Annotated in this window: 25 protein-coding genes, 4 tRNA genes and 1 pseudogene; 10 read left to right on the forward strand and 20 right to left on the reverse strand. The window is 38.8% G+C overall.

Annotated elements, in window-relative coordinates; genetic code table 11:
- Positions 1 to 8: 8 nt before the first annotated feature.
- Together HG567_RS04535 and HG567_RS04540 are read left to right on the forward strand one after the other, a co-directional pair.
- Positions 9 to 494 (forward strand): GNAT family N-acetyltransferase, encoded by a 486-nt coding sequence (locus tag HG567_RS04535; protein WP_165535356.1) that lies wholly within the window; start codon positions 9 to 11, stop codon positions 492 to 494.
- 89 nt (positions 495 to 583) lie between these two features.
- Positions 584 to 826: an outer membrane beta-barrel protein gene (locus tag HG567_RS04540; RefSeq protein WP_000478805.1), complete on the forward strand. Its 243-nt coding sequence runs from the start codon at positions 584 to 586 to the stop codon at positions 824 to 826.
- A 138-nt stretch (positions 827 to 964) separates the two neighbouring features.
- Here HG567_RS04540 and HG567_RS04545 read toward each other — a convergent pair whose 3' ends face one another.
- The 8 genes and pseudogenes from HG567_RS04545 to HG567_RS04580 all read right to left on the reverse strand — a co-directional run bounded on the left by HG567_RS04545 (position 965) and on the right by HG567_RS04580 (position 10,075).
- Positions 965 to 2,374 (reverse strand): MFS transporter, encoded by a 1,410-nt coding sequence (locus HG567_RS04545; RefSeq protein WP_202140240.1) that lies wholly within the window; start codon positions 2,372 to 2,374, stop codon positions 965 to 967.
- 254 nt (positions 2,375 to 2,628) lie between these two features.
- Positions 2,629 to 4,313 (reverse strand): annotated as a pseudogene (locus tag HG567_RS04550) (DUF262 domain-containing protein).
- Between the two features lie 62 nt (positions 4,314 to 4,375).
- Positions 4,376 to 5,089: an amino acid ABC transporter permease gene (locus tag HG567_RS04555; protein WP_202139342.1), complete on the reverse strand. Its 714-nt coding sequence runs from the start codon at positions 5,087 to 5,089 to the stop codon at positions 4,376 to 4,378.
- The gene (locus HG567_RS04560) at positions 5,073 to 5,843 is read right to left on the reverse strand and encodes an amino acid ABC transporter substrate-binding protein (protein WP_202139343.1); all 771 of its coding nucleotides are present in this window, start codon (positions 5,841 to 5,843) and stop codon (positions 5,073 to 5,075) included. The genes HG567_RS04555 and HG567_RS04560 overlap by 17 nt, the downstream gene beginning before the upstream one ends.
- Positions 5,844 to 5,910: 67 nt before the next feature.
- Positions 5,911 to 7,044 carry an alanine racemase gene (alr, locus tag HG567_RS04565; RefSeq protein ID WP_202139344.1) on the reverse strand — a complete coding sequence of 378 codons (1,134 nt, stop codon included), beginning with the start codon at positions 7,042 to 7,044 and terminating at the stop codon, positions 5,911 to 5,913.
- Between the two features lie 6 nt (positions 7,045 to 7,050).
- The gene (locus tag HG567_RS04570; protein WP_202139345.1) at positions 7,051 to 8,403 is read right to left on the reverse strand and encodes an alanine/glycine:cation symporter family protein; all 1,353 of its coding nucleotides are present in this window, start codon (positions 8,401 to 8,403) and stop codon (positions 7,051 to 7,053) included.
- A 40-nt stretch (positions 8,404 to 8,443) separates the two neighbouring features.
- Positions 8,444 to 9,676, reverse strand: coding sequence for an NAD(P)/FAD-dependent oxidoreductase (locus HG567_RS04575; protein WP_202139346.1), 1,233 nt, complete (start codon positions 9,674 to 9,676; stop codon positions 8,444 to 8,446).
- A gap of 21 nt (positions 9,677 to 9,697) precedes the next feature.
- Complete coding sequence (locus HG567_RS04580) at positions 9,698 to 10,075, reverse strand: RidA family protein (protein ID WP_000665787.1); 378 nt, start codon at positions 10,073 to 10,075, stop codon at positions 9,698 to 9,700.
- 315 nt (positions 10,076 to 10,390) lie between these two features.
- On the opposite strand from HG567_RS04580, the gene HG567_RS04585 reads away from it, so the two are divergent.
- From HG567_RS04585 to HG567_RS04610, 6 genes are all read left to right on the forward strand, one after another.
- A tRNA-Gly gene (locus HG567_RS04585) sits at positions 10,391 to 10,465 on the forward strand.
- 41 nt (positions 10,466 to 10,506) lie between these two features.
- Positions 10,507 to 10,593: transfer RNA gene (locus HG567_RS04590), tRNA-Leu, on the forward strand.
- Between the two features lie 73 nt (positions 10,594 to 10,666).
- Positions 10,667 to 10,741 (forward strand) — tRNA-Cys (locus tag HG567_RS04595).
- 47 nt (positions 10,742 to 10,788) lie between these two features.
- Positions 10,789 to 10,876 (forward strand) — tRNA-Ser (locus tag HG567_RS04600).
- Positions 10,877 to 11,001: 125 nt separating this feature from the next.
- Entirely contained in the window at positions 11,002 to 12,492 is a 1,491-nt protein-coding gene (locus HG567_RS04605; RefSeq protein ID WP_202139347.1) for a Na+/H+ antiporter NhaC family protein, read from the forward strand.
- A gap of 311 nt (positions 12,493 to 12,803) precedes the next feature.
- Positions 12,804 to 13,166, forward strand: a complete 363-nt coding sequence (locus tag HG567_RS04610) for a hypothetical protein (RefSeq protein WP_000953831.1) — start codon at positions 12,804 to 12,806, stop codon at positions 13,164 to 13,166.
- A 398-nt stretch (positions 13,167 to 13,564) separates the two neighbouring features.
- Here the strand turns inward: HG567_RS04610 and HG567_RS04615 are convergent, their stop codons facing one another.
- From HG567_RS04615 to accD, 3 genes are read right to left on the reverse strand one after another with little or no spacing between them, the layout of a single operon-like run.
- Positions 13,565 to 14,578, reverse strand: coding sequence for a LapA family protein (locus HG567_RS04615; RefSeq protein WP_202139348.1), 1,014 nt, complete (start codon positions 14,576 to 14,578; stop codon positions 13,565 to 13,567).
- A 9-nt stretch (positions 14,579 to 14,587) separates the two neighbouring features.
- The gene (rlmH, locus tag HG567_RS04620) at positions 14,588 to 15,040 is read right to left on the reverse strand and encodes a 23S rRNA (pseudouridine(1915)-N(3))-methyltransferase RlmH (RefSeq protein WP_001203872.1); all 453 of its coding nucleotides are present in this window, start codon (positions 15,038 to 15,040) and stop codon (positions 14,588 to 14,590) included.
- A 13-nt stretch (positions 15,041 to 15,053) separates the two neighbouring features.
- Positions 15,054 to 15,923 (reverse strand): acetyl-CoA carboxylase, carboxyltransferase subunit beta, encoded by an 870-nt coding sequence (gene accD, locus HG567_RS04625; protein WP_000505062.1) that lies wholly within the window; start codon positions 15,921 to 15,923, stop codon positions 15,054 to 15,056.
- Positions 15,924 to 16,003: 80 nt separating this feature from the next.
- On the opposite strand from accD, the gene recO reads away from it, so the two are divergent.
- Positions 16,004 to 16,618 carry a recombination protein RecO gene (recO, locus tag HG567_RS04630; RefSeq protein WP_202163690.1) on the forward strand — a complete coding sequence of 205 codons (615 nt, stop codon included), beginning with the start codon at positions 16,004 to 16,006 and terminating at the stop codon, positions 16,616 to 16,618.
- A gap of 9 nt (positions 16,619 to 16,627) precedes the next feature.
- A complete protein-coding gene (locus tag HG567_RS04635; RefSeq protein ID WP_202163691.1) occupies positions 16,628 to 17,284 on the forward strand; it encodes a CinA family protein in 657 nt (218 codons plus the stop codon).
- Between the two features lie 2 nt (positions 17,285 to 17,286).
- Here the strand turns inward: HG567_RS04635 and HG567_RS04640 are convergent, their stop codons facing one another.
- The 9 genes from HG567_RS04640 to HG567_RS04680 all read right to left on the reverse strand — a co-directional run bounded on the left by HG567_RS04640 (position 17,287) and on the right by HG567_RS04680 (position 24,702).
- Entirely contained in the window at positions 17,287 to 17,853 is a 567-nt protein-coding gene (locus HG567_RS04640) for a hypothetical protein (protein WP_202163692.1), read from the reverse strand.
- Between the two features lie 64 nt (positions 17,854 to 17,917).
- Positions 17,918 to 18,550: an oxygen-insensitive NAD(P)H-dependent oxidoreductase RdxA gene (rdxA, locus tag HG567_RS04645; RefSeq protein ID WP_202163693.1), complete on the reverse strand. Its 633-nt coding sequence runs from the start codon at positions 18,548 to 18,550 to the stop codon at positions 17,918 to 17,920.
- A gap of 10 nt (positions 18,551 to 18,560) precedes the next feature.
- Complete coding sequence (gene lgt / locus HG567_RS04650; protein WP_202139353.1) at positions 18,561 to 19,400, reverse strand: prolipoprotein diacylglyceryl transferase; 840 nt, start codon at positions 19,398 to 19,400, stop codon at positions 18,561 to 18,563.
- Between the two features lie 9 nt (positions 19,401 to 19,409).
- Positions 19,410 to 20,138, reverse strand: a complete 729-nt coding sequence (locus HG567_RS04655; protein ID WP_202139354.1) for an RluA family pseudouridine synthase — start codon at positions 20,136 to 20,138, stop codon at positions 19,410 to 19,412.
- A gap of 11 nt (positions 20,139 to 20,149) precedes the next feature.
- Positions 20,150 to 21,331: a lipid IV(A) 3-deoxy-D-manno-octulosonic acid transferase gene (waaA, locus tag HG567_RS04660; protein ID WP_202139355.1), complete on the reverse strand. Its 1,182-nt coding sequence runs from the start codon at positions 21,329 to 21,331 to the stop codon at positions 20,150 to 20,152.
- Entirely contained in the window at positions 21,332 to 22,111 is a 780-nt protein-coding gene (locus tag HG567_RS04665) for a zinc ribbon domain-containing protein (RefSeq protein ID WP_202139356.1), read from the reverse strand.
- Positions 22,112 to 22,120: 9 nt separating this feature from the next.
- Positions 22,121 to 22,852, reverse strand: a complete 732-nt coding sequence (locus HG567_RS04670) for a GTP cyclohydrolase I (protein WP_202139357.1) — start codon at positions 22,850 to 22,852, stop codon at positions 22,121 to 22,123.
- Between the two features lies 1 nt (position 22,853).
- Positions 22,854 to 23,750: a glycine--tRNA ligase subunit alpha gene (gene glyQ / locus HG567_RS04675; RefSeq protein WP_202139358.1), complete on the reverse strand. Its 897-nt coding sequence runs from the start codon at positions 23,748 to 23,750 to the stop codon at positions 22,854 to 22,856.
- 13 nt (positions 23,751 to 23,763) lie between these two features.
- On the reverse strand, positions 23,764 to 24,702 hold the full coding sequence (locus HG567_RS04680; protein WP_000401698.1) for an NAD(P)H-dependent glycerol-3-phosphate dehydrogenase: 939 nt from the start codon (positions 24,700 to 24,702) through the stop codon (positions 23,764 to 23,766).
- Positions 24,703 to 24,787: the final 85 nt, after the last annotated feature.

Consider the following 24,787-nt stretch of genomic DNA (forward strand, 5'->3'; position numbering starts at 1 on the left):
AGGAAATCATGACCATCAAAGTTTTTTCGCCCAAATACCCCACTGAATTAGAAGAATTTTATGCCAAGTGCATCGCTGATAACCCTTTAGGGTTTATCCAACGCTTGGATCTTTTGCCCAGCATTAGCGAATTTGTTCAAAAATTGCACGAGCATGGCGGGGAATTTTTTGGAATGAGAAAGGGTGAAAAGCTCATTGGGATCTGTGGGCTTAATCGTATCAATCAAACAGAAGCCGAGCTGTGCAAATTCCACATAAATAGCGCTTATCAATCCCAAGGGTTGGGTCAAAAACTCTATGAGAGCGTGGAGAAATACGCTTTCATTAAAGGCTATACTAAAATCTCTCTGCATGTGAGCAAAAGTCAAATCAAGGCATGCAACCTCTATCAAAAGCTGGGTTTTGTGCACATCAAAGAAGAGGATTGCGTGGTGGAGTTGGGCGAAGAGACTTTGATTTTCCCCACTCTTTTTATGGAAAAGATTCTGTCTTGATTGGTGCATCCATTTGACACACGCCTTTTCCCTACCAAACTTTGATTAACACAGCCTAATTAATGTTAAATAAACCCTAAAACAAACGCTTGTTTTTAAAATTTTGTTTTTCAAGCGCTTCGCAAAGTTTTAGAAGCCCTATTTTAGGGGTTAACGCTAAAATAGGCTATCAAAACTACTTTAATGATTTCATAGGATTAGCTTATTATGGCATCATCAAATACAATTACGCTAAAGCGAGCAGTGAGAAAGTCCAGCAATTGAGCTATGGCGGTGGGGTGGAATTGTTGGTGGATTTCATCACCACTTACTCCAATAAAAATAGGGGTTAGGGGATTTTAATGAGATTGCAGAGGGGAATATAATATCCCCCCACCCCCTTAAGAGTTTTACAATAAAATGAGATCCAAAACGAAAAAATTTTATCATCACCAAAACCCACCAACGCTATCGGCTAAATTTTGATTGAATCACTCAAAGGTTTGCGCATCCTTCATGCTGTCTGTGGGCGACCCTTCGTGTTGGGTATTAGATTTGTTGTAAATTGGCGCCATTAAAAGCGATACGATAAAAGCGATTAAAGCAACCACAAAAATATAAAAGCTTAAACCATAACTTTGCAAACTTTCAGGCGCTGCTATAGCTTTTGCGTTTAACCAGCTTGAAAGTTGAGGGGTAAAGCCAGCGGTTATAGCATAGGCTATGTTATAAGCGAAGGAAATCCCGCTAAAACGGATTTTGGCGCTAAACACATCGCTCATAAAAATGGGGCAAAAATTCATAATACCCGCGCAAAAGCACGCTAAAAAGTATAAAACTATGGTATTGACTAAACTTGGTGCGTTAGAATAAAATTCTTTGAAGAATAAAAAGCCAAAAAAGGCAAAGGCCACGCTAAAAGCCATGCAAACTTTGTGTGGTTTGATTTTATCGGCTAAAAACCCGGTTAAAACAATAGAACTTACAATACCAACAAGTCCTAAAATTTGAAAATAGGTTTTTTCAAAAGGAGTGAAATTAAAATTGGGATGCGTAAGGGTAAAATTGGGAACAAAAAGGATAAAAATCAAAATGCAAGCGGTTAAAACCCAAGTGATAAGCATGGAGATTGATATACCAAAGAGAGAGTTTTTAAACACCTCTTTAAGCGGGAATTTGACTAAGGCATCGTCTTGCTTCATTTGCTGAAAAACAGGAGTTTCTTCTAAAAAGCGTCTCAAATACACAGAAATGATACCAAAAATCCCTCCAAGCCCAAAGGCAACCCTCCAAGCCCAATCTTCAACAACAGGCTTGTCAAAAACCATGTAAATCCCCATATAAACCAAACTCCCAAGCAAAATCCCAGAAACTACAGAAGCGGTTAAAAAACCGATATAAGTGTTTTTTTGGCCTTGCGGGGCATGCTCATGGACAAAAACCCAAGCGCCAGGCAATTCACCACCCACAGCGACGCCTTGACAAATCCTAACAAACACCAAAAAAACAGGAGCTATGTAACCAAGATAATGAGCATTTTTAGGGGTAAGTCCCATGCTATCAACGCCAAAACCCACCAAATCATTAAAAGTTGGCATCAAAGCGAGTGCAAAGGTTGGGATCACCATTAGTAAAATAGAGAGCATGAACATGTTTTTACGGCCGAATTTATCCCCAAAGTGGGCCATCACTATGCCGCCAAGCGGGCGTGCCAGATAGCCTGCAGCAAAGATACCATAAGTGTTGATTTCAGACCAAATAGGGCTGAGCGTGTTTGGGAAAAAGTGTTTAGCAATGATACTCGTAAAAAATACAAAGATGATAAAATCGTAAAATTCTAAAGTCCCGCCAAGCGAAGATAACCCTAAGGTTCTTACCTCTTTTTTGCCTAAATGTTTTATTGATTATCCTTTCACTAAGGTTATCGCCCTTTTAAATTTTTCATTTTGAAACTAAGATTGATAAAATTAATATAGCTACATTACACCTTAACGGCATTTTTAGATAACAAGCAGTAAATGAAATTTATTAGCGTTCAAAAAGTGAATTATTCTATCTTTTTTATCATTAAACATCACTTAAACGATTTGACATTTTGTTACCCGTTTTGTCAAAACGCTTTACCCGATTATATCAGCCAAAAAAAACACTCCTATTAAGACTTAGGTAATAACACTTCTTTTAATTTTTTAATGATAGCTTCTTCTCTTGTTTCACGAAATGCCTTTATGTTTTCCCATTCTAATTTTAGGGTAGGGTCAATATAATTTCTTTTTTTATACTCTTCTATGGCTCGCTCATCTTTATATTCTTCTTTGAGCCACACTTCAGGGTCTTTATCCTTTTTGGCTTGGTTCTCTGTGCCTTCTAAAAGCTGGAGGTTGTATAAATGATTCTCATAGAAATCTTTATCCAATTTTTTATTTTTTTTAAACTTGGACTTTGGATAAATATGGTCTATATGAAAAGTGGTGGTTTTGCAGTTCAGGTTTGGGTATAAGATTTGTAAAATAGGAAAGACTCGGTCATGTCTACTAGAACACATCATGTCTTCTATAGCATCGTTAGTGATTTTTAAAGGGCTTGTTTGGTGTTTGGCTAAATTGTGGTTGAATGATTCAAAAGTTTTCACATCCTTCATGCTATTGGCTATGTTGTTTAATTTTGTATCCGTTGAAGGAGTAAAATAACTTGTGATTTGAGCGTTACGGACAAATTTTAGGGCTTGTTCTTTATCGTTCTCATTCATTTTTGGATTTAAAAAATAAAAATAAGCTAAACTGGATAAAATATAAGCTGAACCCAAATAGCCTGCATAACCAAAAGTTTCTAATAGTTTTGCAGCATTATAAATGCTTTCTGTAATTTTTTCCCAATTGTCTTCAATTTCTTTAATGTTTGGTTTATTAAAATTTTTTAATTCAAAAGTAGTGTCTTTACCAATGAGAAGCAAGCAGGTTTTTAGCACTTGGTCTTGCCCCACATTTGGAAAACCTTTCTCTTTTAAAGCATCCACTAGCTCATGCATTTTTTCTCTAATATCGCTTGAAAAGCTTGCTGTCAAAATAGACATCAATAAATCAGAATAGCTTAACTTGGCCCCACCGCTATTGACACGGATAAAGATATTTAAAACTTTATCAAGATCTTGTTCTGTTTCTTCAAAAAATGAAATGAGCTTTTCGGTGCAAAAAGCATTTTTTAGATTTTCTAGTAATGCTGACTCTTCACCATCTAATTCGTGTTCTCTCGCATAATTTATAACACTTTTCAATTCCAAAATATCCCCCACCTTAAACCAGAAATGTTTTTTATCATTCTCAGGCTTTTGAGCATGAAATTCAAACTGGTAATTGTCTTCTGGATTGTCCATGTTTGGCTGGTGTTTCAAATTCAAATACAAACGCTTCTCTTCATAAGCGTTATCGTATCTAGCCCCCTTTTTCTTAAGCGTTCTAGTGCCTTTAAGCCCAATATAAAGCGAGGTTAAGGCTGTTGGCCATCTAGGACAATACACAACTCATCACGTCTGATTTCTTCAATATAGATTTTTTCATTGTGAGGCTTTCGCTCATCGTAATTTGTAATGAATTTATAGAGTTGGAAATTGAGTTTATCGCTATCTTGTTCGTCGCTCTTGGCTATATCCTCTTTTTGTAATTTCCAAAATAAAAAAGAGCCGATAGGATAGCCCCTAAGAATGGAGTCAAAAAGTTGCTCTATCTTTTTTTCATCGGCTTTTTTGAGCCACACGTATTCACGCTGAATGTCAGGCAAAAAATAACGAACATTCAATCCATCTACCACTTCTTTAATGCTCTTATCTAAAAACATACCCATGAGAATTTCCTTATTTTGTATTATTTAGGCTGTATTATAATCAAATATTAGAATGAGCCAACCTAATTTAAGATTTTTTCCACGCGCTTTTGGACCGCTTCTAAAATCAAGCAAAAAAGCCAATAAATCAAAGCGGCTTCCAAATAAATAGGCAAAAAGTCATAGCTGGCGTTCGCTTTTTGTTGCGCGATTCTAAAAACCTCTGCGATAGTTACCACAGAAGCCAAAGAAGTTTCTTTAAAAAGGCTGATGAAAGTGTTACTCAGGCTTGGCGTGGCGACCTTGAGTGCTTGAAAAAAAATGACATGCCAAAAGGTTTGCAAGTAATTCAAGCCCAAACTCAAGCTTGAATCCCATTGATCTTTAGGGACAGAAAGAAAACTCGCCCTTAAAGTCTCTGAAGCGTATGCCCCCACATTAAAGGAAAACGCAATAATGCCTGCTGGGATTGGATCCATATAAACCCCAAGAGCGGGCAAACCATAAAACACCACCACGATTTGGACCAATAAAGGCGTGCCTCTAATGAGCGAGACATAGAAATTCACGCCCGCTAATAAAGCCTTATGAATGAAATGTTTTGGGGGCGCGATTTTAATGAGAGCCACCACAATGGCAATCAATAAGCCTAAAATAAAAGAGATAACCGCTAAAGGCAAAGAAATGCAAAAAGCGGCTTTTAACATGGGGTAGAAAGCTTCTAATAATAATTCCAAACGCTCCTTGCTCAAATCTAAAGATTCAAAAAACAAAGACAAATTAGGGCTGGCTGACATCTTTTCCAAAAAATTGTTCGCCTAAGCGTTTTAAAACCCCTTTATTGATCAATCTTTGCATCGCCTGGTTGATAAGCTCTAAGGCTTTTTCTTGGTGCTTGTTAATGACAAAGGAAGCGCCCCCATCTTTTTCTTTGGACTCCCATGCGATTTTAAAGGGGTTGTTTTTGTGGGTGTTAAGGTAGTTTAAGATCGCTAAAGAACTATTTAAGGTCAAATCGGCTCGTTTTTGCGCCACCAACAACAAGGCTTGCGCCATAGAATCCACCGAAACGATTTGAGCGTCGTATTTAAAAGCGATTTCCCCATAGGTGGAGCTTAAAGTGTTAGCCGCTCTCAAACCCTTAATGTCTTTAATGTCTTTAATGCGGTTTTCATCTTTTCTAACGAGCATGATCGTGCCTGAATAGCTATAAGGCAAGCTTTTATCAAAAGTTGCTTGGCGTTTTTTAGTCGTCAAACTCACCTGGTTAGCGACCATATCAAAACGCCCTGATTTCAAACCTGTAAGCATGATATCCCATGAAGTTTCGTGGAATTTGATTTTCACGCCAAGCTCTTTAGCCAACTCCCTAGCCACTTCCACATCATAGCCGGTGAGCTTGCCCTCTTTATCATGGTAAGTGAAAGGGGGGTAAATGCCTTCTGTGCCAACGCTGATAGTCTCTTTATTGACAAGCTTTTCATACAAGCTAGAAGCGTTCAAAAAACCCAAAAAAAGGCTTATTACCAATAAAAATAAAACTTTTTTCATTTTATATTTTAATCCTAAATTTTTTCAAGCATTCTAACACAAAATAAAAATTTTGCATGGTTTGATTTTAAATATAGACGCGCTCCAAGCGTTTGGATAGGGTGCTGATGGTTTCATAAGGAATGGTGTTTAAAAGTGTAGCGATTTCGCTTGCGTCATTAGCTTTAGCGCTTTTATCCCCAAACAAGATGACCTCATCGCCCTCTTTGGCTTCAATATTATTGAGTTTGACAAAGCACTGATCCATGCACACCTTGCCAATCAGGGGGGCTAATTGGTTATTGATCACTACTTGAATGCGATTGCCTAAAGCGCGCATTAACCCGTCTGCATACCCTAGAGCTAAAACGCCCACTAAAGTCTCTTCATTGGTGTAAAAATGCTCGCCATAGCCAATAAATTCGCCTTTTTTAACGCTTCTGATTTGAACGATTTGCGCTTTCAAACTGATAACATTTTTTAATATCGTTTGAGACGACTCTTTCATTTCATTAGAGGGGTAAAAACCATAGAGCATGATGCCTGGGCGATAGAGGTTTAACAAACGATTTTCATTCCCGTTACACAAAGAAAGGATACCGGCGGAATTATAAGCATGGCGGTATTGAAATTCTATTTTTTGATTTAAAAGCTGCTCTAAAAAAGCGTTAAAGGCTTTCATCTGGTTTTTAGCATGGGTTTTAATCTTAGCATCAGCGTTGCTTAAATGCGTGAATATCCCCTCTATTTCCAAGCCTTTTAAAGCGCGGATTTTTTTAACGATTTCTATGCTTTTAAAAGTAGGCTCTAAACCCAAGCGGTGCATGCCGGTATCAATTTTAAGATGAATTTTTAAGCGTTTTTGAGACTTTAAAGCCATTTGAGAAAAAACTTCTGCTTGTTCAAGGCTAAAAACCATAGCGCTCAAATCGTTATCAATCAGCATGGAAGCGTTAGCGTTAGGGCTATAGCCTAAGATCAAAATGGGGGTTTTAGAAAAATGAGAGCGCAATTCTAAAGCTTCATCTAAAGTTGCTACCCCTAAATAATTAGCCCCTTCTTGTAAAAAAATTTCGCTTGCCTTAATCGCCCCCGCCCCATAAGCGTTCGCCTTGACAACCGCCATGACACAAGCGTCTTTAGGGACAATGCTTTTGACTGCGCTAAAATTATGTCTTAAAGAAGCGGTATCCACTTCTACAAAACTCGCCCTTTTTAACATGTCATTTTACTTGTTAGAATGCTTGCTAAAATACCAACGAGTTTCAGAATAAACCACTTTATGCAATAAAATCAAAGCGATCAAATTAGGGATAGCCATAAGCCCGTTAGAAAGATCCGCTAAATTCCACACAAAATCAATTTTAGCCATAGCCCCCACCATCACGCTCGCTAAAAACACGAAGCGGTAATATTTCACTTTTTTTTCACCAAAGGCGTATTCAGTGCATTTTTCCCCATAATAAGCCCAACCAATAATCGTAGAGTAGGCAAAAAAGATCATGGTCAAAAAAATCACCACCGCCCCTAATGATCCTAAAAAATACTCCGTGCTTTTTAAAGTGAGCAAATTAGCGCTTAATTTTTCCCCATTAGGGAGCAAGGTGTTGTATTCTGGAGCCATTAAAATCACGCTCGCTGTCGCCGAACACACTATTAAGGTTACAATAAAGGTTTGGAGCATGGACACTAGGGCTTGACGCACCGGGTGGCGCGTTTGAGCGCTTGCGGCAATAATGGCTGAGCTCCCTAACCCCGCTTCATTAGAATACAACCCCCTAGCCACGCCGGTTTTTATCATCGTCGCCATTAACGCGCCTGCCGCTCCGCCCACAACGGGTTTAGGGTTAAAGGCTTCTTCAAAAATGAGTTTGATCGCTTGAAGGGCTAAATCAAAATGGCTGACAATAATATAAATAATAGCGATCAAATATAAAAGCACCATCACAGGAGCCAAGTAAGAAGTGAATTTACCAATGGATTTAATCCCCCCAATGACAATGAAAGCGGTTAAAATCGTGAGCAGTAAGCCTGAAACCCAATTAGGCAGGTTCGCTTGTTCGCTCAAAATGGAAGAAACCGCATTGGATTGCGTCATGTTACCGGTGCCAATGCTTGCAATAATCGTAAAAATCGCAAACGCCATGGCGAGTTTGGGCATGTTAAGGCCGTTTTTGATGTAATACATAGGCCCTCCGTTGTATCCAAACGCCCCCTTTTCCCGGTATTTCACCGCTAAAATCCCCTCAGAATACTTAGTCGCCATGCCAACAAGCCCAGTAACCCACATCCAAAACACCGCTCCTGGCCCTGCAATGCTGATAGCGGTCGCTACGCCTACGATACTCCCAATGCCTACAGTCGCCCCTAAAGAAAGCATGAGAGCGGAAAATTGCGAAATGTCGCCCTTAGATTGGGACTCTTTGTCAAAAAGGATTTTGATCGCATAAAAGATCTTACTGAATTGCAAACCCCTAAGATAAAAGGTTAAAAACAAGCCGGTGCCTACTAATAAAATTTGCATGGGAATCCCCCACACAAAATTGGATAATAAACGCACCACCGAATCAATCGTTTCCATAAAAACTCCTTAACAAACTAGGGTTTAAAAAAGAAATTCCTTAATCCCTAAAAAATGCAGAAAAAAGCATAATATCGGCATTTTTTTCATTCGCTCCGTCTTGGCTTAAATTGGCGATGATTTTACCAATGGCCGGGCCAAAAGTGATGCCAAGCCACCCAAGCCCTGTCGCATGGATTAAGTTTTTATAGCGTTTGTCATAGCCCAAATAAGGAATATCATTAGGGGTTAAGGGCCTGAAACCGCACCACTCTATGGCGTCTTTCATTTCAAAAGGCTGCGTGAAAGCGGCTAAATTCTTTTTCATGTTAGCGATTTGCTCTTTATCAATGAGGGCGTTGTTGGTGTTTAATTCTAGTTTAGAGGTGATCCTAACGGTGTCTCTTCGTGGGGTCATTGCCATGAAAATATCCGCAAACAAAGAAGAGGTTTTAGGCTTTAATTCTTCAGGCATTTTAAAGGTGATGCTATAGCCTTTAGCCCCCATCATTAAAAAATCGTTCTTGGTTTTTTTAATGAGGGTAGGGTTAGCCCCAGTGGCTAGAATGATTGTTTCTGCTTGGATTTTTTCCTTATGCGTGATAACGCCCTCAATAAGGTTGTTTTTAAACTCAAAATCAATCACTTCTTCATTATAAAGGAACTCCACACCCGCATTTTGCAAATATTCTTGTAAAGAGCGCATCACTTCGCCCGGATCCACATGCACGTTTTCCGTTAAAAGCACGCTCCCGCAGATATTGTCATTAACAACGGGCATGTATTCTTTGGTCTCTTTCACACTAAGGATTTTATAAGCACCGCTGTCATCGCAAGTTTTAAGCTTTTTTTCAAAACTTTCTTCTAAAGTGTAGATCATTAAAAGCCCGTCTTCTTTATACCAAAAATCCATGCCGTCTTTTAGCATTTGATGATAAATATCAACACTCAGCCACCCGTAGCGTTCAAACAACGCCATGGTGCGGTGCGTGGATTTGGCGTTCGCGCTTTGCATAAACTTTAAAATCCATTGATAGAGCTTTAAATTAAGCCCAAAATGGAATTTTAAAGGGGCTTGGTTTTTGAGCATGAGTTTTAGGGTGTCTAACACCACACCAGGGCATGAGAGCGGGGCTTTTTTAAACGCAGAAATGAGCCCGGCATTCCCAAAAGAAGTGCCGTTTGCGCCATCGCTTTTTTCAATCACGCAAACCTTATGCCCTAATTTATGCATAGAATACGCGCAAGAAAGCCCTACAATCCCACCGCCTATTACCACGACTTCTTTTTTCATGCTGATAGTCCCTTTAATAGATTACTTAATGGCTATCGCTTCAATTTCTACTAAAGCGTCTTTAGGCAGTTTAGCCACTTGAAAGGTCGCTCTGGCCGGATAAGGCTCTTTAAAATAACTCCCATAGATTTCATTCACCACCGCAAAATCGTCTAAACTTTTCAATAAAATAGTCGTTTTAACCACGCTATCCATCCCTAACCCCGCTTCTTTTAAAATCGCTTTGATATTTTCCATTGACTGCGTGGTTTGAGAATGAATATCCGCGCCTTTAAATTCACCGGTACTCGCATCAATGCCTAATTGCCCAGAGACAAAAACAAGATCGTTAGTAGCGATAGCTTGAGAATAAGGGCCTATCGCTTTTGGGGCTAGCGTTGAATGAATGACTTCTTTCATGATTGAAACTCCTATGATGATGTGTTATGTCAGCTATTATTATGCAATCAAATTAATAAAGAAATAAAAAATGAGCGCAAAACGCCATGAATTTTCATCTTATTATAAGGTATTGTATATTTTTTACCCATATTTAGAAATTCTTAAACGGGTTTTGTTTGAATGGAAACTCAAAACATTATTGTTCATTTTTTAAATAAAAGGGATTTTGGCTGTTTTGATTGGTTTTAAAATCAGTTTTGAAATTTTTCATAAGCCCTTGACTTTTATTATTGAGTTTAGATACAATAACAATCGTCTTTTTGAATAAAGAGTGCGGGAATAGCTCAGTGGTAGAGCACGACCTTGCCAAGGTCGGGGCCGCGGGTTCGATCCCCGTTTCCCGCTCCATATTTTGATTTAACTTCTAGAGCATGGTTTCTATTTAGTTTGCCCAGGTGGTGGAATTGGTAGACACAAGGGACTTAAAATCCCTCGGTAGCAATACCGTGCCGGTTCAAGTCCGGCTTTGGGCACCATCGTTGCAAATTAAACCAAATTAAACATGGTTTGATTTTGTTATCTCAATAGATGTGCTATTGTTAAATTTAAGGCGACATAGCCAAGTGGTAAGGCATGGGTCTGCAAAACCTTGATTCCCCGGTTCGAATCCGGGTGTCGCCTCCATATTGTAGTCATTTAGGGACTTTTGTAAGGGACTTTTATGAAAATAGCGGGAGATGGCTGAGTGGTTGAAAGCGGCGGTCTTGAAAACCGTTGAGGGTCATACCTCCGGGGGTTCGAATCCCTCTCTCCCGGCCACTTGATTAAAATCTTTTAAGCGATTTGTTTTGGCAAATTCATCTCTTCTTTTAACAAAGAATTTTGTGAATATTGATTGTCTCTTTTAATTGAAATTTAAAGATTAGTTTAAAGGATTTTATTCGGTGGGATTGTCAGCATCAAGCCTCATTGTTCCTCTTAGCGTTATTTTAATGGTGGTTTTCACTAAAAGAGTCGCGCTCTCGTTGTTTGTGGGCATTTTAGTGAGCGCTGTTTTAATGCATTCGTTACACCTTTCTTACATCGTAGAATATGCCTATATCAAAATCACTTCCGTTTTTTACACTTACAAGCCAGAAAAAGGGCTTCATTTCAATCTTTCCAACCTTTATGTTTTTGGGTTTTTAATCTTTTTAGGCGTCTTAAGCCAAGTGATTTTAAAATCCGGTAGCGTGCAGAACTTTGTCAAAAAAGCTAAAAAATACTCTAAAAACGCTAAAACCCCTGAATTTATCGCCTTTTTTTCAGGCATCATTATTTTTGTAGATGATTATTTTAACGCCCTAACCGTGGGGCAAATCTCAAAATCTTTAAACGACGCCCATAACTCCACACGAGAACGCCTAGCTTATATTATAGACTCCACTTCAGCGCCGGTGTGCTTATTAGTCCCTATTTCTAGCTGGGGGGCATATATCATGGGGATCATGAATAACGACAGCTCGCCCTTATTAAAAGATAGTTTTTCGGTGCTTGTGCAAAGCTTAAGCAGTAATTATTATGCGATTTTTGCGCTCATTGCAGTCTTTCTCACCATTTTATGGCAAATCAACCTCCCTGGCATGAGGAAGTATCAAAACATAGGCGTGAAGGATTTTTATAGCGAACAAGAAGAAAGCTCTCCAAAACTAGCCCCCTTAAGCCTGTTACCCCTTTCTATTTTATTATTGATCGTGTCCATTTCATCATTGATTTTTTATACAGGAGTGGTCTTAAAAAACACTGATGCGAGTTTTTCGCTCTTTTATGGGGGGCTGTTTTCGCTCATTATCACCTATCTTCTAGCTTATAGGTTTTTAGAAAAAGGGAGTTTTTTTAAACTCATTGTTGAAGGCTTTAAGAGTGTGGGACCAGCGATACTAGTCTTAACGCTCGCTTGGGCTATCGGGCCTGTGATCAGAGATGACGCTCAAACGGGGATTTACTTGGCACAAGTGAGCAAGGGATTTTTAGATAGCGGGGGAGGCGCGTATATGCCTTTAATCTTTTTTTTAATTTCTGGGTTTATCGCCTTTTCTACCGGCACAAGCTGGGGAGCGTTTGCGATCATGCTGCCCATTGGAGCGGGCATGGCTAATGAAAGCGATATTATTTTGATTGTTTCAGCGATCCTTTCTGGGGCGGTTTATGGGGATCACACAAGCCCCATTTCTGACACGACTATACTATCGGCTACGGGGGCAGGGTGTTCGGTGCAAAGCCATTTCATCACACAATTCCCTTATGCAACTATAGCGATGCTTTGTAGCGCGGTGAGTTTAGGGGTGGCAAGTTTTATGCATTCGCGCTTTCTCGCGCTTGTAATCGGTGCGGCTTTGCTTGTGGGGGTGTTCTATCTTTTAAAAAAATTTTATGGTGAAAATCTAAAAACTTGAATATTCTTAAGAAAAGCTTAAAAATCCCATTTTTTAAAATTAAAATAAGGTTTGAGCGATCCATATTTGACTAAAAAAGAGTCTTATTTCATTATCAATCAATTAAAAAAATTATTCAAAAATAACCATCAATTATAAAAATCTTCACAAATCCCTAAAGAGTAACGCTTTTTAAAAAAATACATTTTTTTTAATTTTTTAATCAATCGTTAAGGTGTTTTAAGTTAAATTTCCTTATCTGTTAAACATACGGATAATGTTATATCTTAAGGAAAGAAAATGGGGTTAGGACACTAATAAGTTTAGGGATTTTGTTGAGCGTTTTGAGTGGCGATGATCTGAGATTGTATTCAAAGCCTTTAGTCTATTCGGCTGGAAGCGGGATGATTGGGATTGATATTGACAAACGGACATTTTACAAACGAGCGTTCGCTTTCACGATGAAATCGTTGTTCGGTGAAAACTTGCTTTTGTTTGTCAAATTAAAGCATTCTGCGTTGACGAGCAAACACATGAAAGGGCCTTTAGAAAACCGCCATCACCATTCTTTCACTAAAAATTATGAAAAAGCGGTTAATGGTTGTCAAAAGTATTTCCATATCAAATTGCCTGAAGGCGCTCCTAGCAACTTCAAATCAGGTTCATACATGGCCACTATGGTGGTGCGTTTTTAAAGCGTTATTTGGGGTATTCTTTAATACCCTTATCGTCTTTAAAATATCATCTTTCAAAAGCACAAATTTATTTTTTAGCCCTTTTTTTAAATCTTCTTAAAACTCTTTTGTTGTATTGATTGAGCAAAGTATTTTTAAAATACGGATAAAATTCATAAAAAATTTAAAAAATAAAAAAGCTCTGTTTTCATCAAATACGGGTTACTAAAACTTTTTATGGTGGGTTATAGCGTATTTTTGGCTTTAGTTGTTTCTTTTTAGGATTAGTTTAGGTTTAAAGCATCACTCTCTTTTTTCTTATCATTTGGCGCTAAAAGCGACTCAATTAGCCCATTCCTTGATGATTGATTTCTTTGTAACCATCTAATCTGCCCTAAAGTTGAAGCAAAACAAACCCCCTACAAAAACGCTTCTAATTTATAAGCTTTTTTATGCTCTTGTTTCAAATCCATGTAAGCGTTTAAAAGCATGTATTCTTCAAAGGATAAAACCGCTAGATGCTCCTTAGCGAGATCGTTCATTTCTAATTCTAACAACACGAATAAAAAGGCTTTTTGCGCCTTATCGTCTTCTTGGCTTAAAATCTCAAAAAATTGGAACCATTGATCAGGGACAAGAAATTTTTGCGCTTTTTGCGCGAGCTTTAAATAATCGTTCTTGTCATAACCCACCTTTTTGCAAAGCTCTGAAATTTTTAAAGTGTCTGCGTTTAAAGATTTCTCAAAAAAGACTTTTAAAAAAGACTTCACGCACTCTTTATCTAGGTTATCTTGCATCGCATTCAAAGCCTTTAAAACCTCTTTTTTGCTGCCTTTTTGGGCGATTTCTATAAAAGCGTAGCGTCGTAATTCCAAAGGGATTTGCGCGTTTGTTAAAACTTCAAAGGCGTTTTTCAAATCGTTATGAATGAAAGCTTTCAAGCGTTTAGAAAAATAAGCATGATCATAAGCCAAAGAGTGTTTATCGTGATCTTTAGGCTCAAGGGTGTTATTTTCTATATTGTGGTAGTGCTTAAAAAGGTTATCCACTTTTTCGCACCCGCTACTTGGCGTGTTTAAATCGGCCTTTAAATCATAGCGGGCTAAGATTTGAGAGAGGTTTTTAGCGAGATCGCTTTTAAATTTCGTTTTTAAAAAAGTCTTTTGAGTGTCTTGAGACAGGATTTGTTTGAGTAATTTGTCAAAATCCCTTTTTTCATGGTATAAGCGGATTTTATGGCTGAGATTGTGCTTGAATAAAAAAACCCATGAAAAAAAAGCGAACATGCCCAAAACGCCCATAAGCCATACGGCAATGGGAAAATTAAAGCTGTAACTCCCTAAATTGAAAGCATAAGCTTGCGGATCGATGCTATAAACAAACACGCCAAAACCCACAATGAACAAAAATGTAAAGATAATGTAAAAACGCATGCGCACCTCCTATTTATGGTATGGATGCTTAAAAATAATGCTTAAAGCCCTATAGATTTGCTCGCATAAGACAATTTTAGCCACTTCATGGCTAAAAGTCATCTCGCTCAAACTCCAAGCTTGACAATCCTTTAAAAAATTTTCTTCAAACCCATACGCTCCAGCGATAAAAAAATTAATATTAAGATGATTTTCTAACATTTTACTAAACGCAAAGCTATCGCCCCCTTGAGCTTTAGGGTGTAAGGCAATATTTTTTGCCTTAGGGTTTAAATACGGCTCAAAGGCTAGAGAATAGCTTTTTTGAGCGAGTTCTTTAGAAACTTTTTGAGCGTTGGCGGTATTTTTAGGGAATAAATCCACTAATTCCAGCTCGCAATCAAATTGCTTGCATTGCTTTTGATAGATTTTCACTAACTCTAAAGGCGAACTTTTAGCGATAGAATACACCACGCAACGCATCAGTATTAAAACTTTAAAAAATCTTTGAAGTCTTATGCATCATCATAGCGATGAGATCGCTCAAAGTTTTTTTCAAATCCTTCCTGTGCACAATCATATCAATCAAGCCATGCTCTAATAAAAATTCCGCTGTTTGAAAGCCCTCAGGCAAATCCGCCCCTATCGTTTGCTTAATCACCCTAGGCCCTGCAAAACCTATCATCGCCCCAGGCTCTGCGATAATGAGATCCCCTAAAAACGCAAAAGACGCGCTAACGCCCCCATAAGTGGGATCGCTTAAGAGCGAAATGAAAGGGAGTTTGGCCTCACTCAATCGGTTCAAAGCCGCGCTCGTTTTAGCCATTTGCATGAGCGAATAAGTGGATTCTTGCATCCTAGCCCCCCCACTCGCTGAAACAATCAATAACGCTTCTCTTTTAGCGACCGCGCGATTGATCGCTCTTACGATCTTTTCCCCCTCCACAGAGCCTAAACTCCCCCCCATAAAGCTAAAATCAAACACCACGATCTGCAAAGGCATGCGGTTGATTTTAGCCTCACCGCTGATCACGGAGCTTGGGCGGTTAGTCCTTTTTTCGTATTTTTTAATGCGTTGTTTATAACTCTCTTTATCCACGAAATTTAAAGGATCATTAGGGCGTAAGTGCTTGTCAAACTCTTCAAAACTCCCCACATCGCATAAAAATTCAATCCTTTCAGTCGCGTTCATGCGGAAATGGTAATGGCATTTCAAACACACGCTGTATTTACTAAACACTTCTTTATGATACATTAACGCATAACATTTAGGGCATTTCACCCAATGGCTTGGCTGTTCTTCCTTACTTGGTGCTGTCCGCAATTTATTGATCTTAAAATTTTTAAAGAAATCTGCAAATCCCATGTTTTTCCTTAATTTTGCAGTTTTGTTAGGATTGTATCCAAGTTTTGCTTATAATAAACAAAATTAGCTTAAGAGTAGTGATGCAAGGGTTTCTTTTACAAACACAAAGCATAAGAGATGAAGATTTGATCGTGCGCGTTTTAACCAAAAACCAGCTCAAAACCCTCTATCGTTTCTATGGCAAACGCCATAGCGTGCTGAATGTGGGGCGTAAAATTGATTTTGAAGAAGAAAACGATGATAAGTTTTTACCCAAGTTAAGGAATATTTTGCATTTAGGCTATATGTGGGAAAGAGAAATGGAGCGCTTGTTTTTTTGGCAACGCTTTTGCACTCTCCTATTCAAGCATTTAGAAGGCGTGCATTCTTTGGATAGTATCTATTTTGACACTTTAGATGATGGGGCTAGCAAACTCGCCAAACAGCACCCCTTAAGAGTGATTTTAGAAATGTATGCCACGCTTTTGAATTTTGAAGGGCGCTTGCAAAATTACAATTCTTGTTTTTTATGCGATGCAAAATTAGAGCGTTCTGTCGCTTTAGCGCAAGGGTTTATTCTAGCGCACCCCTCTTGTTTGAAAGCTAAAAGCCTGGATTTAGAAAAAATCCAAGCTTTTTTTCGCACTCAAAGCACGATTGATTTAGAAATAGAAGAAGTGGAAGAATTATGGTGCACGCTGAATTTAGGGTTTTGAAAGGTTAAAATGAAATTTAAATTTTTGAATATGGATAATGAGAGCGGTTTTATTTTGATTGAAAAAGAATTGAAACGATTAAACATTCTCGCTCAAGTCAAAGAAGATTGTATTGAATTAAAAGGCGACAATATCAAACAAGCAAGAATCTATCTTAAAACGCTTTTTAACTCCAATATTGTGGAATTAGACGATCATCAAAAAAGCGCAAACGCTTTAATAGAGCGCTTGAAATCTTTAGGTTTAAAAATTGCGGTGGCTGAAAGCTGCTCTGGGGGGTTATTATCGCATGCATTCACTTCCATTAGTGGGGCTTCAGCGGTTTTTATGGGGGGTGTTGTGTGCTACAATGAAGAGGTTAAGCGCGAATTATTGAAAGTCAATGCCACGACTTTAAAAGTCTTTGGGGTTTATAGCGAAGAATGCGTGAAAGAAATGCTACTAGGCGTGTTTTTGAATTTTAAAGTGGATTTAGCGCTTGCGATAAGTGGGGTGGCTGGCCCTAATGGAGGGAGCAAGGCTAATCCTGTAGGCACGATTTATATTGGTGCACAAAAGTTAGGATCTCAAGCTTTAATTGATCGCTGTTTTTTTGAAGGGAACAGAGAAAGCATCCAAAATAAAAGCGTAGAGCATGCCCTAAACATGCTCGCTAGAATGCTATAAAACTACCTTAACGCGCAAACGCTACCAAATTCTTTTTGAGCGACCTTAGCGATGTAAGCGATTTCATTATCGTTAAGGTTTTCAACGCTCGCTTTTAAATACCTTTTGATTTGCTCAATCTGGCAACCCTCTAGCTTGATTTTCACCACAGCCACCCCAGATTTTAAATTCGTATAGGTGCTGGACACTTGAATCTTAGTCGCTAGGTAATTATAGATAGCGTAGCTGATATTCGTAGCCGTTTGCTCGGACTCATGGAATTGCTCCATGAAGCGTTTTTTATACTTCAACATGATTTCATGAAAAACCACGATCAAGCTCAATTTAGCGTTTAAGGTCGCTTGCTCAATCCCTAAATATTTGTTATTAACAGGGATATACGCCACGCCCATTTCTTCGTAGGGGACTTTAGGGTCTTCAAAAACCCAAGCAGGAGCATCAGATAGTTCTGATTTCATGCCCTTTAAATCAGAAACTAAAATCCCATCATCTCTTAAAAGACTCTTAGCGCTTAATGAAACGCTTGAAAACACCCCTAAAAGAGCGATTAAAACCATTCTTTTAAACAAAATGCCACTCCTTAAACTTTAATTTAGGTTTGATTATAGTTAAAAAGTTTTTGATTTTGTTTAATCACAACCAAGTAATTGCATCAACTTTTGATTTTCTTGATTTTTGGCTCGCTTCTGCCACCCTCTTGCCCAATGCGATCAAGCATGCGATTTTAGGCTTATTGATACGCTCTTCTAAAATCTCGCCCACTTTTAAAGGATCAAAGCCTCCAATAATGCAACTATCCAATCCCATTAGGCTCACGCCCATGCAAATTTGCCCCACAGCGATATAGCATTGCTCTAAAATATAGCTTTCTAATTTTTGCATGCTGTGGTTGAATCTCACGCCAAGCATTTGAGTAAAAGAGGGGATCACTCTAACTTTATAAGACTCCGGATAGAGATTTTGCATGTAATGACCAGTGGGCAACAACTCGCTGGGTTTTAAAGAGCATACCACCATTAACGCTGAAGCGCTTTTAATCATTTCTTCATTGAAATAGCTGTGTGCTGCAATTTGTTTTTTTAAATCCTTATTGGTAACCATCACAAAACGCCATGGCTGCGTGTTGTAAGAGCTTGGCGATAGCCTGGCGATTTCAGCGATTTCTTCTAATTCTGTGCTAGAAAACTCATAATGGCTGTCAAACATCTTGCAAGAATGGCGCTCGTTCAACAATTGTCTTCTTTTTTCGTGATCCAAAAATTTCATTGATTTTCCTTTATTTTTTTAGAATTTTTGTAGCATACAATAAAATCCCTAACGAAACAATTACCATAAGTAAGCTTAAAATCTGCCCCATGCTCAAATTCAAAAAATAAACCCCCATTTGGCTGTCTGGCTCCCTGTAAAATTCCGCAATAAAGCGCATCAAGGAATACCCCAAACCATAAACCACAATGAGCAACCCATGCGTTTTGGTGTGTTTTTTAGCCCACATTACCATTAAAAACACGACAACCCCCTCTAAAAACGCTTCAATCAACTGGCTGGGATAACGCAACTCGTTATCCACCATAATGCCTATAATTTGCCCTAAATGGCTGTCTTTGGGGACAACCCTCCCCACAAGCTCCTGATTTAAAAAATTCCCAATCCTCCCAAAAACATACCCTAAAGGCAAACTAATCGCAATCAAATCCAAATAAATCAAAAGCTTTTTCAAATCCTTACGGCTATAAAGATACGAAGCGATCAAAAACCCCACCAACCCCCCATGATAGCTCATCCCACGAATGCCTATAAAATTCCCATGGCTATCAAAAGGGTTAAAGATTTGCCAAAAATGCGTCAAATAATAGCTGGAATTAGGCTCATAAATAAGAACGTATCCTATCCTTGCCCCTAGCACAATGCCAAGCTCCGCCCATAGAAAATAGCTCTCAAATTCCTTCCTTTCAATGGGGAATCGCTTGGGGTCTTTTTGGATCATTCTTAACGCCATATAAAATGCGACAACAATCGCACACGCATACGCCAAACCATACCAATGCACATCAATACCGCCAAGACTAAAAGCGATAGGGTTAAATTCATCATAAATCGTATTCCAAGCGTTCATGATCAATCCTTAAAATTCAAATTCTTTAGGGGGGATCGCTTCAAATTCATACCCTAGTAACGCGATTTTATGTGCATGGAGCATCAAGCGTTTGGCGGAGTGTTGGCTATCGCCATAGATTGTATCGCCTATAATGGGGTGGTTGATATGCTTTAAATGGACTCTGATTTGATGCGTTCTTCCGGTTTTGATCCCCACTTTTAAAAGGGTTTTTTTGTTGATGATTTTTAAGGGCGCAATGATCGTAACCGCTTCTTGCCCTTTTTTAGAGATTTTACTGAAAGCTTTAGTGGTTTTAATCGTGAGAATGGGGGCGTTGATTTCTCGCTCTTCTTCTATAATCCCTTGAACGATCGCTAAATACTCCTTTTTAACCGCCCTGTCTTTAAAAGCCTTTTTAGCTTTTAAATGGAATTCTGAATTTTCTTTCACCAATAAAATCACCCCGCTTGTTTCTTTATCCAAGCGGTGCAACAAAACCCAACCTTTGAAAAAAGAGGCTAGATCATAGCTCTCTATAAAGGGGGGTTTAAAAAGGGCTAGAATGTTTTCATCTTCAAAAATCACGCCGGGTTTTTCAACCTTTTGGACGCTAAAACGCGTGTTTTTGGGGAGTTCTTTTCTGGCAACCATCAATTTCTTCCCCCCTATGCTCACTAACCCCAAATCAATCAAAGCTTTGGCTTTTTTATGCGAAATGTTTTCTTGAACGCTCAATATTTTATAAGCTTTTTCCATGTTTATCCTTTTTAATATTTGATGAATGCGAGCAATTCGTTTAAATCATGCCCGTTTTCTAAAAAACGCGCCACGCCTAAATTTTTGTAATCTAAAAGAGCGCCTAACAGATCCTCTTTTTGAACGATTTTATAAGGCTTGACTAATTCAAACAACGCTACTTGGTTGAAAAGATACTCCCCTGTGATTAGGCGTGCATTAAAAAACGCCGGCTCTAAAGGGTTATGCCCCCCCATTTTGACAAACGAACCCCCTAAAATGACAATGTCTGCGATCGCATAGAAGTTATTCAATTCCCCCAAGCTATCCACTAACAAAATATCGCATTCCACAAAACCCTTTGAAGAAAAACACTCCCAACTAAAAGGCGTCGTTTTTAAAGTATCTTGCAATAAATTTTGCACGCTTTTAAAACGCTCAGGGTGGCGCGGCACAACAATCAGTCTTGCGTTTTTAAAAGTCTTTTTCAATTCTAAAAACGCTTTTAACCCCAATTCCTCTTCGCCCTCATGCGTGCTGGCTAAAACAATGTTTAAAGCGCTTGGGTTTTTAGGGTAAAACGAAGTGATCACAGGCTTTGAAAAACGCTTGATATTCAAAAAATCCACCACTTTTTTAGCCCCTAGATTCAACAAGCGCTTTTGATCGTCCTTGCTTTGCACCAAAATCAAATCAATGCGTTTGAATAAAAACGCATAAAAGAAAGAAAAACGCTGGTATTTAGGGTAAGAACGAACGCTGATGCGAGCGTTAATGAGCATGGTTTTTGCCCCTAATTTTTGAGCCGTATCAAACACATTAAACCACAATTCCGCTTCTGTAACCACCAAAGTTTTCAAGCGTTTTAAGTTTTTTTCCCATGCGAATAATAGGGTTTCAAAAGGCAGGTAACGCACTTCTATATGCTTAGAATGCTGATAAGTTTGAGCGGCTAATTCAAAACCGGTATTAGTGGTAACGCTAATTAAAATCGGCTCTTTTAAAGCTTGAATGATTGGCTCTAAGGATTTGACCTCCCCATAAGAGCATGCATGAAACCAAAAAACCGGCTCGCTTTTTAAAAGATTGTCTTTGAGAAAAAAACGAGCCTTTAAAGAATGGCGGTATTTTTCTTTAAAACTCCAAAAAAAGATGAAAGGCACACCAAAAAGATGCCCCAAAGTTAAAAATAAAAGGTAGAAAAACTTAAACAATCAAACTAATTCTTGGCTTTCTTCTTGACTTTCTTTTGGTTGGCTTTCTTTTGGAGGTTGAGTGCTGTTTTCATACGCGCCCTCAGCGTATAAAATACGCCCGCAATACGGGCAAGTGATCATATCCCCACTCGTTAGCACTTCAGTATAAATCTTATCGTTCAACCGAATAAAACAACCCCCACAAGCCTGTTTTTTGATCATTACAATGCTCGTGTTTTTCGCCCATCTTCTGATCCTTTCATAAAAGCTATAGATTTTAGGCTCGGTTTTTTCCACGAGTTCTTCTTTCTTTTTAAAGATGATCTGTTGGGTTTCTTTGATATTTTTGACTTCGTTTTCCACTAAGTTTTCCAATTCCAGTGCTAATTTTTCAAGCTCTAGCATTTCTTTTTTCAAATCCTCTTGTTTTTCGCTTTTGTGCTTGATTTCATTTTGCAGGTTTTCAATTTCTCTGTTGGCTTGGTTGGATCGCTCTTTAGCAATATCTTCTTCAATGTTTAAAGAACGCAATTCCCTTTCGGATTTGATCTCGCTCATTTTCTTTTGGATACTGGCGATTTTAGCGTTCGTGTCTTGTAAGGTTTGCTCGTTTTTAGAAACCTGTAATTTTAGGGCTAATTTTTCTTCTTCTAAATTCAAAATCGCTTTATTTTTAGCTTCTTTATCATTCAAGGCCTTATCCAAGTCTTTTCGTTTTTCTCTGATCAACGGCTCTAAAGAGTCAATTTCTTTATCCAAATGCGAAATTTCAATCAATTGTTTGAGGTGGGTGTTCATCGCTTTCCTTTAAATGATTTGCAAGGGGTTTTTAAAATTCTCTATTGTAACCAAATAATTAAAAGAATGCAAAATTTCAGCCACAATCAGCGCAAAACCCCTTTCGCTATAATAATGCGTGGCGTCAATCAAGCTTATCCCTAAAGATTGAGCGATCATAGCGTCATGGTATTTCACATCGCCTGTAACTAAACAGCTTTGCGCTTTTAAAGAAGAGAACATGGACGCCCCCGATCCGCACACAAACGCTACATCTTTAATGATTGGAGAACTTTTGACGCATGCTAATTGTCCCACCCCTAAAGAAGATTTGATTTTTTTCACCAACGCATCAAATTCCATATTAGCGTTTTCTTTCACTAACATAAGGCCTTTTTCCATCAAGCCATCAAACCCTAAAAGCACACTAGCAAAATGCTTGTTTAAATGCGTTTTGTCAAAATTCGTGTGCATGCTGATGACTGAAATGTTTTTTTGGATTAAGATTTTTAAAATATTCCCCGGATAAGCCTCATCATTAAGCGTTTTTAAGGGCTTGAAAATTAAAGGGTGGTGCGTGATGATTAGGGCGTTTTGTGGCGCGTTTAGAGCGATTTGAAGCGTGATTTCTAAGCATGCGATAATTTGGCTAAATTCATGGTTTTCACTCCCCACATTCAACCCACTATTATCCCACAATTCTTGGAGTTCAAAAGGCGAAAGGCGATTCAAAACTCCCAACACTTCCTTGACTAACGCCATTTTAAGCCTTTGTTAAAGCGTTTTTTAGGCGCTCTTCTCTTTCTTCTTCTTGCTCTTTATAAAGAATGGCACACCCTTTGGCTAAATCCCTGATTTGTAAAATATAATTTTGCCTTTCAGCCACCGAAATCGCTTTTTTGGCGTCTAAAATATTGAAAAAATGTGAGCATAGCATCACGAAATCATAAGCCGGTAAGGGGAGTTTGTTTTCCAAGCAATGCAAGGCTTCGGCTTGGGCGTTTTTAAACATTTCTAATAGCCTTGTTACGCTCGCTATTTCAAAATGATATTTGCTGAATTCGTATTCGCTTTCTAAATGCACTTGCGCGTAACGCACGCTGTCATGATTGTTTTTAGCCCATTCAATCTCTAGGATATTTTCCACTTTTTGGACATACATCGCCAATCTTTCTAAGCCGTAAGTGATCTCCACCGGAATAGGACTACAAGCAATGCCCCCCACTTGCTGGAAATAAGTGAATTGCGTAACCTCCATGCCATCAAGCCACACTTCCCAGCCAAGCCCCCATGCCCCTAAAGTCGGACTCTCCCAATTGTCTTCTACAAATCGTATATCATGCTCATTAAGGTTTATCCCTAACACTTCTAAGCTTTTTAAATACAATTCTTGGATATTAGAAGGGCTGGGCTTGATGACCACCTGAAATTGATAGTAACTCCCCAAGCGGTTAGGATTTTCCCCATAGCGCCCATCAGTAGGCCTTCTAGAGGGCGCGACATACGCCACATTCCACGGCTTTTTATCCAAACTCCTTAAAAGCGTGGCCGGGTGGAATGTCCCAGCTCCTGCAGGAATATCATAAGGCTGGATCACCAAACAGCCTTGATCTTTCCAATACTCTTGTAATTTTAATAATAAACTTGAAAAATCTTGCATGCTCTCTTTCCTTTTAAGCGCGTCTGATCAAATCGTTCATGCTCTCTAGCACACTCTTACCCTTTAAAAGCAAGGCTAATTCGCTCGCAATGGGCGTATAAATGCCGTATTTTCTAGCGATTTCCACAATGGCGTTGGTCGTTTTCACCCCTTCAGCCACTTCGCCCAATTCTTCTAAAACCACCTCTAAAGGCTTGTTTTGGGCTAGTCCCAAGCCCACACGATAATTCCTAGATAAAATAGAATTAGCGGTTAAAAACAAATCCCCAGCCCCAGAAAGCCCTAAAAAAGTCTCTGTCTTGCCCCCAAAGAACGCCCCAAAGCGTTGCATTTCCACTAAACCCCTAGATAATAAACTCGCTTTAGCGCTATTACCTAATTTCAAGCCATCACAAACCCCCCCAGCAATGGCTATCACATTTTTATACGCCCCGGCGATTTCACCCCCTATGATGTCTTGTTGGGCGTAGGCTCTGATAAAAGAGGGGGTTTTATTGGCAAATTCTAGCGCTAAAGCCTGATTATTGGAATGAATGACTAGCGCACAAGGCAAGCCTTGAATGATTTCAGCCGCAAAACTCGGGCCCGCTAAAAAACACAAAGAATTAGGATCGATAAAATCCTTTGCGATCTCGCTCACAAACGCCTTATTTAAAACCTCTATCCCTTTAGAAGCGATTAAAACCTTAGCGTTTTTGGGTAAAGAAGCGTTTTGAAACCATTCCCTCAAGTGCTGCACGCTAATAGCGATGACATAGAGCGCCGCTTTTAAGCCTCTTTGTAAATCCACTTGCTCTATGGGGGCAGAACCTTTAGAAATCAAGGCGTCATTGAGTTTTTTTAGCGGCTCGTTTAGATCGCGCCTTGAAATGATTTTGACTTCATTCTTTTCTCCAAAAGCAAAGGCTAAAGCCCTCCCCCACGCCCCGCCACCAAATACTGCAATTTCCATTAAATTCCTAATCTCATTGATTGTAAAACTCACCATTTTACAATAATTAAGTTTAAAATAGCCCTTACATTCAAAACGCTGTCTT

Origin of the sequence: Helicobacter pylori, assembly GCF_016755635.1 — a bacterium.
Taxonomy (GTDB): Bacteria; Campylobacterota; Campylobacteria; order Campylobacterales; family Helicobacteraceae; genus Helicobacter; species Helicobacter pylori_CQ.

Bases quoted from the DNA above. Each gene is read 5' to 3' on its own strand.
- HG567_RS04535 (WP_165535356.1), top strand. From the start codon at position 9: ATGACCATCAAAGTTTTTTCGCCCAAATACCCCACTGAATTAGAAGAA.
- HG567_RS04555 (WP_202139342.1), bottom strand. From the start codon at position 5,089: ATGTCAGCCAGCCCTAATTTGTCTTTGTTTTTTGAATCTTTAGATTTG.
- HG567_RS04560 (WP_202139343.1), bottom strand. From the start codon at position 5,843: ATGAAAAAAGTTTTATTTTTATTGGTAATAAGCCTTTTTTTGGGTTTT.
- alr (WP_202139344.1), bottom strand. From the start codon at position 7,044: ATGTTAAAAAGGGCGAGTTTTGTAGAAGTGGATACCGCTTCTTTAAGA.
- HG567_RS04570 (WP_202139345.1), bottom strand. From the start codon at position 8,403: ATGGAAACGATTGATTCGGTGGTGCGTTTATTATCCAATTTTGTGTGG.
- HG567_RS04575 (WP_202139346.1), bottom strand. From the start codon at position 9,676: ATGAAAAAAGAAGTCGTGGTAATAGGCGGTGGGATTGTAGGGCTTTCT.
- HG567_RS04580 (WP_000665787.1), bottom strand. From the start codon at position 10,075: ATGAAAGAAGTCATTCATTCAACGCTAGCCCCAAAAGCGATAGGCCCT.
- HG567_RS04615 (WP_202139348.1), bottom strand. From the start codon at position 14,578: ATGCGTTTTTACATTATCTTTACATTTTTGTTCATTGTGGGTTTTGGC.
- rlmH (WP_001203872.1), bottom strand. From the start codon at position 15,040: ATGCGTTGCGTGGTGTATTCTATCGCTAAAAGTTCGCCTTTAGAGTTA.
- accD (WP_000505062.1), bottom strand. From the start codon at position 15,923: ATGGGATTTGCAGATTTCTTTAAAAATTTTAAGATCAATAAATTGCGG.
- recO (WP_202163690.1), top strand. From the start codon at position 16,004: ATGCAAGGGTTTCTTTTACAAACACAAAGCATAAGAGATGAAGATTTG.
- HG567_RS04635 (WP_202163691.1), top strand. From the start codon at position 16,628: ATGAAATTTAAATTTTTGAATATGGATAATGAGAGCGGTTTTATTTTG.
- rdxA (WP_202163693.1), bottom strand. From the start codon at position 18,550: ATGAAATTTTTGGATCACGAAAAAAGAAGACAATTGTTGAACGAGCGC.
- lgt (WP_202139353.1), bottom strand. From the start codon at position 19,400: ATGAACGCTTGGAATACGATTTATGATGAATTTAACCCTATCGCTTTT.
- HG567_RS04655 (WP_202139354.1), bottom strand. From the start codon at position 20,138: ATGGAAAAAGCTTATAAAATATTGAGCGTTCAAGAAAACATTTCGCAT.
- HG567_RS04665 (WP_202139356.1), bottom strand. From the start codon at position 22,111: ATGAACACCCACCTCAAACAATTGATTGAAATTTCGCATTTGGATAAA.
- HG567_RS04670 (WP_202139357.1), bottom strand. From the start codon at position 22,852: ATGGCGTTAGTCAAGGAAGTGTTGGGAGTTTTGAATCGCCTTTCGCCT.
- glyQ (WP_202139358.1), bottom strand. From the start codon at position 23,750: ATGCAAGATTTTTCAAGTTTATTATTAAAATTACAAGAGTATTGGAAA.
- HG567_RS04680 (WP_000401698.1), bottom strand. From the start codon at position 24,702: ATGGAAATTGCAGTATTTGGTGGCGGGGCGTGGGGGAGGGCTTTAGCC.